We start from the raw sequence: 13,123 nt of genomic DNA on the forward strand, positions 1-13,123 counted from the left end.
CAAGCAAGGAGGTTACACCTCCACTGCTCATTCCTTAGTATTATAACTCAGATTCTTTAATTGCGTTTAAAACACGTTTAGCAGATACAGGATAAGGTGTCCCTAGTGTTTGTGCAAATAAAGAAACACGTAACTCCTGTTGCATCCAAAATATCGCACTGATCTCTTCAGGAATTGGCATTCCCTTAGGGATTTTGTTCGCTAGTTTTTGATATTGCTCGGCTACTTTTTCAAGCTCAAGTACACACAACCTATCGCGGTTAGGGTCAACAGGTAGCTTTTCTAAGCGGCGTTCAATGGCTTTTAAGTAACGAATTAAATCCGTCATCTTTGCTGCCCCATGCTGGCTAACAAAGCCTTTGAACACTAAGCTTTGTAACTGTGATTTAATATCACCGTGCGCTGTTATCATGGTTAGATCAACGCGTCCTTTCATCCGTTTATTTAAGCCATGTGCAATACTTAGCACTTGCTCTACTTGGGTGGCAATCTCAACCACCGTGTCACCAAGCTCACCACGAATTTGCTCTTTCGCTTTTTCAAACGCATCTGCAGTGCGGATGTTGCCATATTTAGTTAGTAGGCTATCGACGGCTGCAGCGATACAGTCATCAATTAAGTCATTGACCTTACCAAACGGATTAAAGTACAAACCTAATTTAGATTTATTCGGTAAATTTTGCTGTAAATACTTAATCGGTGATGGCACATTTAATAACACTAAGCGACGTAAACCTTGTTGGTGCGCCTGCTGAGCTTTGTGTTCATTATCAAATAACTCAACCGCTGCTGAGTCTTTTTTATCCACCAGCGCTGGAAACGCTTTGATTTCGTATTGACCTTGCTTTTTCACGTAAGAACTTGGTAACTCACCAAAACTCCACTCGGTCAAATCAGCTTTCTCTATGCCCTTGTCGGCTACTTTCGATAAAGTATCCGTTACCTTACCTTGTAACTGAGCTTTTAGTTTAGATAAATTTAAACCGCGAGCGAGTAACTTATCGTGTTCATCGCGTACTTCAAACTGTAAGCGTAAATGCGGAGCAAGGGTTGATAAATCCCATGCATCTGGCTCAACACGCACACCTGTCATACGTAATAAGCGCGTGCTAATTGCATCAATTAAGTTGCCTTGCATCGGCTCGATTGCAGCAAGTACCGCATCGGCGTAGTTTGGCGCAGGCACAAAGTTGCGACGGATCGTTTTTGGTAGCGACTTGATAAGCGCACAAATTAATTCATGTCTAAATGCAGGAATATGCCAATCAAAGCCAGTTTCTTGTACTTGGTTTAACAGTGCTACCGGAATTTGTACCGCAACACCATCAACGGCTTGGCCTGGATCAAAATGATAAGCCAGTGGTAATAACAAGTTCTCTTGCTGCCATGTATCTGGGTAATCGAACTCGGTGACATGATCGGCACCATGCTGCATTAATTCTTCTCGAGACATATGCAAAAAGCGCTTATCTTTTTGTTTTTGTCCCTTCCACCACTTATTAAACGCAGCACGATTATTTACATCTTGCGGAATTTTCTTGTCGTAGAATTCAAATAAGGTTTGTTCATCAACCAAGATATCACGGCGGCGAGATTTATTTTCAAGAACCTGAATATCTTCAATTAACTCTTGGTTATAGTGTAAAAACCCTTCATTTTGACCCAGCTCTTGCTCTACCAACGCCGAGCGAATAAACAACTCGCGACTTACTTTTGGATCAATATTGCTATAAACACAGCGGCGCTTATTAACAATTAATAGGCCATACAGGGTTTGCTGTTCAAACGCGATAACTGCACCCGGCTTTTTCTCCCAATGCGGTTCGCTGTAGCTGCGCTTTACTAAATGCTGTGCAAAGCCTTCAACCCATTTTAGGTCTATGCGTGCGTTGATCCGCGCATAAAGTTTGCTGGTTTCAACAAGCTCAGCCGACATAATCCATTTTGGGCTCTTTTTAAATAATCCTGAGCCTGGAAAAATATGAAACTGGCTATTGCGTGCGCCTTTATAAATTTGTTTTTCATCTTTAAAACCAATATGACTTAGCATACCGCTTAATAAAGATTGATGGATTCGTTCGCTATCAGCAACATTGGTAGTGGCCTTCATGCCCATTTCATTACACACCGTTGATAGCTGATAAACAATATCTTGCCATTCGCGGATCCGCATATAGGCTAAAAAGTCTTTTTGGCATAACTTTCTAAATTGGCTATTGCTCAATTCAGATTGCTGCTCTTCAAGGTAATTCCATAAATTTAAAAAGGCGATAAAATCTGAATCTGGATCGTCAAAACGGCCGTGCTTTTCATCCGCTGCACCGCGTTTTTCTTGTGGTCGCTCTCTTGGATCTTGAATCGACAATGCCGCAACAATAATGATCACTTCACGCAGTGCACCTAAGCCATCGGCAGTCAGCACCATTTTCGCTAAACGTGGATCAACCGGTAAACGGCTTAAACTTCTGCCTGATTTAGTAAGCTCAGTCTTTTTATGACGTTTAGCTGGCTTAATGGCTTCGAGTTCTTCAAGTAGCGTTAAACCATCGTTGATATTTCGGCTATCTGGCGCTTGCACGAACGGGAACTGTTGCATGTCGCCAAGCCCTAAACCAAGCATTTGCAAAATAACAGAGGCTAAGTTGGTGCGTAAAATTTCAGGATCAGTAAACTCTGGACGCGAATTAAAGTCTTCTTCGCTATATAAACGAATACAGATACCCGCTTCAATACGACCACAGCGGCCTTTTCGCTGATTGGCACTAGCTTGTGAAATTGGCTCAATCGGTAATCGTTGTACCTTGGTACGATAGCTATAACGGCTGATACGCGCGGTACCTGGGTCGATAACATAGCGAATACCCGGCACCGTTAGTGATGTTTCAGCCACGTTGGTGGCTAAAATAATATGACGGCGGCTATGCGGCGCAAAAATTCGGTTCTGTTCAGCGTTTGATAAACGCGAATATAGCGGTAAAACATCGGTGCCTTTGAGGTTTCGCTTTGATAACGCATCGGCGGTATCACGAATTTCTCGTTCACCGTTCATGAAAATTAGAATATCGCCGGGACCTTCATCACACAGCTCATCAACGGCATCAAAAATACCCTGTAATTGGTCACCATCCGCTTCCATCTCGTCTTTATTGATTTCAGTGGTTGGTCTGTAACGAACCTCTACTGGGAAAGTACGACCTGATACTTCAATGATGGGTGCATCGTCAAAATGTTTAGAAAAGCGCTCAGGGTCAATTGTTGCTGAGGTAATAATAACTTTTAAGTCAGGACGTTTTGGCAGTAAATTTTTTAAATAGCCTAAGATGAAATCGATATTCAGACTACGTTCGTGGGCTTCATCGATGATGATGGTATCGTACTGGTTTAGGTATCTGTCTTGTTGAATTTCAGCCAACAGAATACCGTCTGTCATCAATTTAATGTAGCTATTGTCAGAAACTTGGTCACTAAAGCGAATTTTAAAGCCCACTTGTTGACCTAGCTCGCATTGCATTTCTTCTGCAATACGATTCGCGACACTTCGAGCCGCGAGTCGACGAGGCTGCGTGTGGCCAATGTATCCATCAACACCGCGGCCAAGCTCTAAACACATTTTTGGGATCTGCGTCGTTTTACCAGAACCTGTTTCACCGGCAATGATCACCACTTGGTTATTGGCAATCGCCTGTTTAATATCATCTTTCTTTTGGCTAACAGGAAGTTGCTCTGGGTAGGTCACTTTAGGTAAGGCAGTCAAACGTTGCTCGCGCAATTGCTGCGAACGGCTAATATCTTCAGCTATTTTTTGCGCTATGCTCGCTTGCTTAGTTTCATCGTTGATTTTTTTGATGCCATGAAGGCGTTTTTTGAAGATGAATTGATCTTTGCGTAAACACGTTTTTAATTCGCCAAACAGCGGACCTAGGTTAACCACCCGATACCCTTATATTTCTTAACCAATAGACTGATATTGTATCAAATAATCTATCAGGTGGTCATGGCTTTATTTAATCCGTTCGGTTGGAATTGGCATTGCACATACATCGATAAAATTGGGGCTTTCAACAAACCACGCTTCTACTCGGTTTTTACGTGCTTCGATAAGGGCTTTAAATGCATTTGAGTCTGTTTTCATCACCCGAAATTCACTGTTATCAGTGTCTTTAATATCTGCTAATACTTGCATATCGGTGATGGGGTTAAATGCCTGACCTTCAGTGGCTGTACGCTGCAATAAATTAAAGTGTTCCATGCCTTCTAAAACACGACCAAACACGGTGATATTACGGTCTAAATAGCGCTGGCTATTGCCAATGGTTACATAAAATTCGGTACCACCCGAATTGATATCATTATCGCGGGCCATGGCAAAGACCCCTGGGCAATGTACTTGCCATGTTTCTGTTTGGCTTTGGTTTTGTGCCACAGCAAAGCCATTTAAAAAGCCCGTTTTAGTGGCATAGCCATCAGGCCCTTTAAGCTCTGTAATCGCTAAAGGCGTCTTTGTGCGTAGATAAAACTCAGCAGGTAACCCTTTTTTGGCATTTTTAACGGGTTTACTTTCGCTAGCATCCCCGCCCTGCGCGACAAACCCTTCAACAAATCGATACACACTTAGGCCTTGATAAAACCCTTCTTTGGCAAGCTGTCGCATGTTATTTGCGTGAATGGGCGCTAATTCATCGTTTAGTTCGATATAAGCCGCACCCGTAGGTAAGGTTAATTTAATGACGTTTTCGGCACTGACTTCTCGCCACTCACTGCTACTTGCGGTCATAATGATTTCGCCAGCAGAACGTTTTTGACTAGTTTCTTTTGCATCAACATCAATTGGTGCAGCTAAGAAGGCACCAAGGCATAAGGTTAATAGACTTAATTTCATTGTTATTATCTTTTAAGTAATTGAGAATTCAGCCTATTAACTTAAACCTAAATAAGCAAGTAAAAGCGATGTTTGATCACAAGCGTAGGTATTAATCCCAATCAAACTTATAAAGAATATCAACATTTTGATTCAAACCACTGGTCACCTCAATATACAGTTGCGACAGCAGTTGATAGCGAACCGCCACTTCACTTAATGAATCAAAAATACCGACACTGTATTTAACTTGAATACCTGGAGTAACATAGCCAGATATTTCAACTTTAGTGTCATCGCCACTACCACTTGAACTTAAACTGACATCTGACAAACCAAAGCTTTCGCCAATCTTAGAAACCATTCCTTCACTACGGTTAACACCTTGGGCAAGCAATAATTGAGTGAGCATCGCATCGGTCGAGCTATCTCCTTCATCAAGAGGTTGCCCATTTAATAAATAAGCCAATGCTTGTGCTTGATCCATCGCAGGCTCTGAGAATACTTTTAACGAAGGTTGTTCAACATTACCTGTTAAGGTAATACCTGCAATCACACCATTCGAGGTGTTATCAGGGTTACGAATTGCCTTAATATTTAGGTAAGGCTTCTCAATTGAGCCGCTAAAACCAACTTGTCCAGTTCGGATTATCAAATCTTGGCCAAATGCGCGGTAGGTGCCTTGAACAAGGTTCAATTCACCCGTTGCTATCATCGGTGTAACTTGGTCCATGCTGATGTTGATGTCGCCTTCAACTTTCGACTGTAAGCCAAACGAGTCAACGCGCACATCATTTTCAACCAACACCTTTAAGTTAATAGCATAATCAAAAGGGACTTTTTCTGACTGTTGCTGCTCAATATCAACAATGACTTCATCATCGCTGACTTGCACAGCACCTTCCGGCAGCTCTTCAATGGCGATACGCCCCCATGGCACGACGACTTGGCCATCAAGATTAAACGCATTATCTTTCAACGACATAGTTAAATCTGGAGACACTTTAAAGGTAACATCTTGCTGAGCACGAACAAAAAACTCTTTACCATTTAACTTCACATCAACGTCTGGTAGTTCTTGCTGCCAATCAATCCCACCTGACAAATCGAGCGCGCCTCCTTCAGCATCTTTGAGCTCCCCCTTGAGCGTTGCACTTTGATTATTAAATGCAATGTTCACATAAGAGTTTTGCAGCGATACAGGCAAGGTTGCCCCTTCAAGATTGATTTTTTCGACATCAAAGTCACCATTGAGTAATGGTTCTTTCAAGGTGCCTGCAATAGCTAATCGGCCTTTAATGTCGCCTGTTAATTGCTCAAGTGACGCAATAAAAGGCCGTAAGTTTGTTAACTCAATTTTCTCAATAACCAAGTCGCCCGCTAAGTTCTGCTGATTTTGAATATCATCAATGTTGAGCTCGGACGTCACTTTACCTAACACAGAGGAGTCAAGGGTAGCATTAAGTTTACCAACTTGCGCGTCACTCATTGCCGAGACCTCTAAAACCTCGACTGGTAATTTATAAACATTTGCCCCATCAATTAAAGATGCTTCTAGCTGCTGAGTTTTGATATTGGCACGGATGGTTTTTAATGCGCCATTATTCCAATTAGCAACAAACTCCCCGTTTGCATCGCCAGTTACTTTCAAGTTATCGGGTAAGAAGTGTTTAAATTCAGCAATAGATAACGCAGCAAGCTGTGCATTTAACTGACCTAATTGTTTAGTTTGCTGCAAGGTCTCAAAGCATAGTTTTGAGTTATCGCTTTGCCAGCAATGCGCGCCTACATTAAAGTCAAAGGTTTTGGTATTCACTTGAATATTAACTGGCTTATTAGTGCCAAAACGCACCTGATTATCAGTAACAAGAATTTGACTTAATGCACCTTGCCAAGTTTCTTTATTAAATTTACCGTCAACATCGAATGATGCCTTGCCTTGATCTGCATCGAGTAAAAAAGTTAAATGGTGATCTGTTTTATCGCCACTGGCATCTAACTCAATTTGATTAATTTTGTGCTCTGCGATCGATGCGGAATCAAGCACCAGTGATACATCCGTTTGCCAGTTTGCGGCGTAATCAAATTGCCCTTTTAATGTTAAACCGTCAACCTGAATATCTTGATAACTCAAGGTATTCAGGACTAAACTTAAATCAACAGTAGGCTCAAGACGCTCTCCACGCAAACTCAGATCAGCAAAGCCCTTGCCTTGCATAGGCAAAACATCTTGATCACTTGCATCTAAACGCAATTTACCGTCGACACGCCATACTTTATCCACCTGTCCCGATAACGCAATTTCATTTTTACCGCTTTTTATTTCAAGTTTTTTAAAACTTGCATGCAAGCTACTATCAAGCTCAAAATCCGACAACAAAGTCACTGGAATTTGATTCACAGAGCCATTTAATTGCGTGTTATCTAACGCAAGCTGCCACTCACCTGCCTGTAAGTTAAATGAACCATTGAATTCACCAGATAAATCACTACTAAGAGCATCCGTTAAATATTGGGCTTTTAAGTGGCTTAAAGCCCCTTTAAATTCGCTTTTTACCCCATTCGACCAATCAACAGATGCGTTAATATCTGCTTTACTGTCATTAGCATTGAGGCTTAATTGCTCAAGTTTTGCATTTGTTAAACTACCCTGTAATTTTGATTTCACAGTCATCGCAGGTAATGCGTCTAGTTGCGTGACTAAACTCAAATCGACAGCATAAGCATCGGCATGGCCTTTGGCTTTTAAATCAAATTCCGATAATTGCAGCTGCTGTGTGTCTGTGGCAATTTGCCACTTTGCTATCTGGCCTGTTAAATCAAATGGGTAATTTGTTTGTTTTAGATTCACAGCCCCTTTTAACTGTGCAGGGTATGTTCCTTGCGTTACTAAACTTAACTTTAAATCCGCAAGCGGGCCTGAAAGCGACAGATTAGCTTGATGTTCAGTGCTTTTTACAGACACGGCCCCCTCAATAGTGTTTTCACCAGAAAGCTCAGCCGTTAAATTAGTATGCAATTGCCATTGCTGATAGCTTGCAGCAAGCTTTTTAAGATTAATATCGCTCTCTTTGGCTGAGGCAACCAATTCAATATTTTCAATAAGCTGAGCCTGTTCTGCGCCATAAGGGGTAATGGCAACTTTACTTATTTGAAATTGCTTTAGCTCAACATCAATCGGGACCCTAATATCAATTGCGGGCAATGCTGGCAACTCAGTTAATGGGGCTGATTTAGGCTGCTCTTTTGTTTCGTGCAGCATTACAGCAACATCAGCAATAGTCAGTGTATCCACTGTTAAATCCGTTGCTTCGCCGCGAGCACTTAAGTTTAGTTTGTTGACTGTTACATCGGCACTTGGGTGCGCTAGATTAAAGCGATTAATTGCAACACGCTTAACAACGACCTTCATAGGTAAACTAATTTGTGTGACTTGCTCAACATTAGGTTCTGTTTCAGTGCTCTGCTCAGTTGATGCAGCCTGATTTTTAATATTTAAATCAATCGATTGGGCGCTTAAATTATCAAGACAAACCCCATCACAACGCCACCAAAATAAATCAATTTTTAGCTGCTTTGCATCAAACTTGATGCTTTGATTTTCAAAGTGAACACTAAACGCATCGTTATATAAAAAACGACCAGATGGCAACCTGATTGATAAGCCATCAACTAACTTATTCGCCGTGAATGCAATAAAGTGATTACCAGGCGCGGTGAATAACAAACAAAACACAATAACTAGCAAACTTGCCAGCGTAATTAATAGAACCTTGGTTATCTTTTTTAACATCTTCATTAGATTTCAGGTCCTATGGTAATACTTAATCGGGTACTTTTACTTTCTTTTGTTAAACCCCAAGCATGGTCGATACGTACAGGACCAACCGGTGTTAAATACCGAAAACCAAAGCCAGCACCGACTTCGAAGCGGTCGCTAAAATCATTTGTTGCGGTACCACTATCGACAAATAAAGCTGCTCGCCAATGCTCGGCAAATTGATAGTTATACTCAATTGTACCGCTTATTAAGTATTTACCACCAATTAAACGACCTTGTTCATCTTCAGGTGAAATAGATTCATAAGCAAAACCACGGACACTTTGATCCCCCCCCGCATAGAAACGAAGCGATAACGGTACGTCATTAATATCTTCAACCAGCATGGCACCTAAATTAGCTCTTAAGTACAGTAAATGACGATCGGCGAAGGTATTCAACCATGCGTTTTGCAGTTGTAAACGTAGGATATTAGTTGAAGACATCATGTCCTCTAACCCAAATTCAGCTGACAGCAGCCATTGGTACCCCTCGTAAGGAGTCGTTCCGCCCTCAGTGTCTTTTTTCGCGTAGCTGATACCCGGCATCAACATTTTTGCACTTTGTTCTTCTTCTCCAATTCGGTAGGTTTCATAATCACGGCGGATAAATGCGGTTCGCACCCAATCATCTTCGGTTAGCCACTGGCGCTGTAATTGGCCAGTTAAAATTTTACTGTAAAGGTCATTTGTTACACCATCTTCGAGTTTATAGCCTAACGAAAAACGCCAAAGATCATCATTAGGGTCGTCTACTGGGACGGTATAACCTAGCGAAATATCTTGCTGCCTCTCTGACACATTTAAGTTGCTTTCAAGATAATGACCGTCTTCCGTTATCCATGGCTTAGTCCATTTAAAGCGAACTTTTGGGCCAAAATCTGTATTAAAACCGCCACCCACTTCATAGCTATTGGCTGGTTTATGTAATACATCAACATTAACAGGCACTTGATTGTTTTTACGTTTTGCAATGTCTGCATACACACGGACACTGGCAAAATAAGGGGTGCTCGACAGTGCTAAGTTGTAATCAGAAATGTCAGTCGCTTTATATGGCTGACCTTGTTTAAATTCAGCCAGCGAGCGAATGTATTTTTCAGCCGGGGTCTCAGTACCAATAGTGATATCACCAAACTGATAACGAGGCCCAGTATCGACATTAAAAATAATCTTTGCGCTATTATTTTTTAGCGATACCGCCAATTTATGCTCATGCCATTTTGCATCAAAATAACCTAAGTCTAATAGTTGGCTTTCGATGCGCTTTCTCGCGGCCTCATATTTGCCGTGATTTAAAAAGTCACCTTGTTTGATTTTGATGCTGTTGACGGCAGACATAAATTCGGCGTCATCTTTACCGGCACCTGTAATGGTTACATTGATATCTGCGATTCGAGTAACAGGACCACGCTCAACATCGACAATTAATAGCTGTTGTGCGTTATCAAAACTAATTTTGATAGTCGGCTTATAATAACCAAGCGCTTTTAAACTCATTTCTACTTGGCTTTTAGCATGACGCTTTAATGCCTTTGAGGTTTTTTCATCAATTAGTTGCTTAATGTAAAGCTCAACGTTTTTTTCGAGCTCACCACTGATCCCCTGAATTTTGTAATCTTTAATAACAGTTGAGGCACTAATCGCGTGCTGGCTGTATGAAAAGCAGAAAAAAACAAAGACAAAAAAGAAATGCCGAGTATACAAAAAATATCCTTACTTTTTTGGAAGAGTCATAATCTAAAATGAGTACAAAAAGATACTAGCACAGTGCCATAGCCACTGACATAATTGAAATGTTAAAATTAGTACGCGTTAAACAATTATTTTCGCTACAATAGCGGACAATACCTAGATTTATAATGAACGAGCGACTAAATGCACTTCCCTGATGACGAAAACGGTCAATTATTAGCTGAAATTGCTGACGCTGGTGTTGATTTAACCAGTATGCAAACTATCGATTTCTATATTCTTTTTGAACAAAAGCCTGAAGCAGAGAAATTTGCTAAAGCGATAACAAGTGATGAGCTTGCCCCTTCAACAGAACTAACCAAGTGCCCAGATACAGGGGTGTGGGAAGTAATTACCCGTGTGAAGATGGTGCCAGAACACACCTTACTTAGCCAAACAGAACAATACTTAGAAAGCATCGCTAATGGCCATAATGGATATGGCGATGGCTGGGGTTTAATGGCCGAAGAAGAATAAGCCACTCCTACATCTCGTAAGGGGATCAACTTAGTTGATTCGCCTTACGAAAACTGCCCTGATAATCAAAAAGCTTTTCTGCCACTTTCCAACCGTATTTTTTATTTTTACGCGCAATCACAAAATCGGGTGCAAGTAGTTGTTGTTGTAAATTAACAACCTGCTCCGCGCTTTGCCAATCTATTGGGGTAAAACCGGGTGCTGCTCGTTTTCCAAACTGCTTATTAAAAATAAATCGCCCGGTGTCATTTGCTAAGTTAAAAACCTCATCACAACTAGCTCCATCTTCATCATAGTAGCTAATTTTAAGTAAACCTTTTGCGAGCAACTGTGCCGACAAACCACTACACCTTAATACCAAAGCATCTTTTAAATTAAGCGCTTCCCGCAGTTTATCATCAGGGTCTGCCATAATGGCACCACAAGACTGACACTGCCTTGCTGCAATGTCATTTTGCTCACCACACTGCTCACATTCTTTAAAACGAAAACGATAATCACACTGTATTTGCTCTTCACCATCGTCCAGCAAGCCTTGGCAGCGCCTACCAAAATGCTCAATCACTTTGCCTTCGCCATCAGTTTTACCCCAAAAAATATTCGCAAATCCACAGCCAGGGCATAGCACTTGAACTGGCTCATTATCACTTTGCGCTTTTTTACTCCCTACCTCTGGGTAGAACAAATCAAAGCCATTACCAGCATAATCAATAACTAAGCAGTCTTTTTTTCCTTCGCTTAAACGAAGGCCTCGACCCACTATTTGTTGATATAAACTGACAGATTCGGTGGGCCGTAAAATCGCAATATAATCAACGTGAGGGGCATCAAAGCCCGTCGTGAGTACGGATACATTAACCAAATACTTTATTTTTTTGGCTTTAAATTGATTAATAATTCGATCACGCTCGTTATTATCAGTATCACCGGTGATAAGTGCCGTACTACCCTCAGGTAAGTAGCCAGTAATTTCTTTGGCATGCATCACGGTTGCAGCGAAGATCATCACACCATGACGCTGTTCACTGTACTCTATTACTTGCTTGATAATGGCTTTTGTCGCGCGGGTGCTGTCTTTTAATAACGCATTCATATTCTCAATGCCGTAACGACCAAATGAATCACTCGGCAGTGATGAAAAGTCATAATGGCTAATAGCTGCATCGACTTCATGAGGCGGCGTTAAATAGCCGTTTTTGATCATATAGCGCAGCGGTAACTCAAAAATACACTTTTTAAATGGTGCGTCTTTATCACCTCTAACAAAACCATGATAGTGATGATGATAAACCCAGCCCATTCCCATACGAAATGGTGTTGCAGTTAAACCAAGTACTTTAAGATTGGGGTTTTGTTTTTTTAGACTCGTTATCACCTGCCCGTACTGACTTTGTTCATCACCACTGACACGATGACATTCATCAATGATCAACAAAGAGTAAGCATCTGTAAGCTTATCGGTATTACGTGCCAATGATTGCACGCTCGCAAAGGTCACTTGCTCCGTTAATGACTTTTGTTTTAACCCCGCAGAAAAAATACTTGCCTTAAAGCCAAAGCTAATATACTTCTCGGCGTTTTGTTCTACCAATTCTTTAACATGCGCAAGCACCATAATTTTTTGTTTGGCAATACGCGCAAGTTCAGCAATAACCAGGCTTTTTCCAGCCCCTGTTGGTAACACAATTAGTGCTGCGTCATCTGTTTGTCGAAAGTGAGCAACCGTGCGCTCTACGGCCTCTTGTTGGTAGGGTCTGAGTACGTACTTCATGTTATCGGACTATAATCGACATAAAAAAGGGAAGCATACGCTTCCCCTGGTATTCTTTAAAGCAAAAAATTAAGCAAGGTGTTTTGTTAAATCGACACCTTGGAATGCTTTAGGTCGTTTACCACGGCCTGTCCATTCTACAATTTCGCCATTAAATTCGATGCGGTACTTCGGTTTTACCTTAGTGCGTTTGTCTGTTGTTACTACATCCTGTAGATCTTCTAATGTAAGTCCTTTTTCTTTTAGTAAATCGAGTACCTCTTTTTTAGCTTCTTGCTGTTGAGTATATTTCTCGATAGCTGTGTCGATTAGCTGTTTTGCTTTTTCTAATTCAGATAATGACGCAGATTTTACAAAAGATCGGATTTCTTTCATTGAGAGCTCTCTTTAATATTAAAGTTAAGTAAAATGTATAAACATGAGTTAGTATATGCCCTATTCATAAAATAATCTATTCGACTCTA

The 13,123-nt window shown here is 41.2% G+C and carries 7 protein-coding genes; 1 reads left to right on the plus strand and 6 read right to left on the minus strand.

The window, feature by feature from the left end:
• Positions 1 to 40: 40 nt before the first annotated feature.
• The 4 genes from hrpA to CWB80_RS13420 form a co-directional block, all read right to left on the minus strand.
• Positions 41 to 3,931, minus strand: coding sequence for an ATP-dependent RNA helicase HrpA (hrpA, locus tag CWB80_RS13405; protein WP_138602111.1), 3,891 nt, complete (start codon positions 3,929 to 3,931; stop codon positions 41 to 43).
• Positions 3,932 to 4,000: 69 nt separating this feature from the next.
• Positions 4,001 to 4,879, minus strand: a complete 879-nt coding sequence (locus CWB80_RS13410; protein ID WP_138602109.1) for a peptidylprolyl isomerase — start codon at positions 4,877 to 4,879, stop codon at positions 4,001 to 4,003.
• Between the two features lie 91 nt (positions 4,880 to 4,970).
• Positions 4,971 to 8,657, minus strand: a complete 3,687-nt coding sequence (gene tamB / locus CWB80_RS13415; protein WP_138602107.1) for an autotransporter assembly complex protein TamB — start codon at positions 8,655 to 8,657, stop codon at positions 4,971 to 4,973.
• Positions 8,657 to 10,384, minus strand: coding sequence for an autotransporter assembly complex protein TamA (locus tag CWB80_RS13420; RefSeq protein WP_138602105.1), 1,728 nt, complete (start codon positions 10,382 to 10,384; stop codon positions 8,657 to 8,659). Before CWB80_RS13420 ends, tamB begins: the two co-directional genes overlap by 1 nt.
• Before the next feature lie 171 nt (positions 10,385 to 10,555).
• Here CWB80_RS13420 and CWB80_RS13425 point away from each other — a divergent pair, with 171 nt between their 5' ends.
• Positions 10,556 to 10,888, plus strand: coding sequence for a ribonuclease E inhibitor RraB (locus CWB80_RS13425; RefSeq protein WP_054553668.1), 333 nt, complete (start codon positions 10,556 to 10,558; stop codon positions 10,886 to 10,888).
• A 25-nt stretch (positions 10,889 to 10,913) separates the two neighbouring features.
• Here CWB80_RS13425 and radD read toward each other — a convergent pair whose 3' ends face one another.
• Both radD and CWB80_RS13435 read right to left on the minus strand, forming a co-directional pair.
• The gene (radD, locus tag CWB80_RS13430; protein WP_138602103.1) at positions 10,914 to 12,659 is read right to left on the minus strand and encodes a DNA repair helicase RadD; all 1,746 of its coding nucleotides are present in this window, start codon (positions 12,657 to 12,659) and stop codon (positions 10,914 to 10,916) included.
• Between the two features lie 69 nt (positions 12,660 to 12,728).
• Positions 12,729 to 13,034, minus strand: coding sequence for an H-NS histone family protein (locus CWB80_RS13435; RefSeq protein WP_054553670.1), 306 nt, complete (start codon positions 13,032 to 13,034; stop codon positions 12,729 to 12,731).
• Positions 13,035 to 13,123: the final 89 nt, after the last annotated feature.

The sequence above is a fragment of the Pseudoalteromonas sp. S1650 genome, assembly GCF_005887195.1.
Taxonomy (GTDB): domain Bacteria; phylum Pseudomonadota; class Gammaproteobacteria; order Enterobacterales; family Alteromonadaceae; genus Pseudoalteromonas; species Pseudoalteromonas simplex.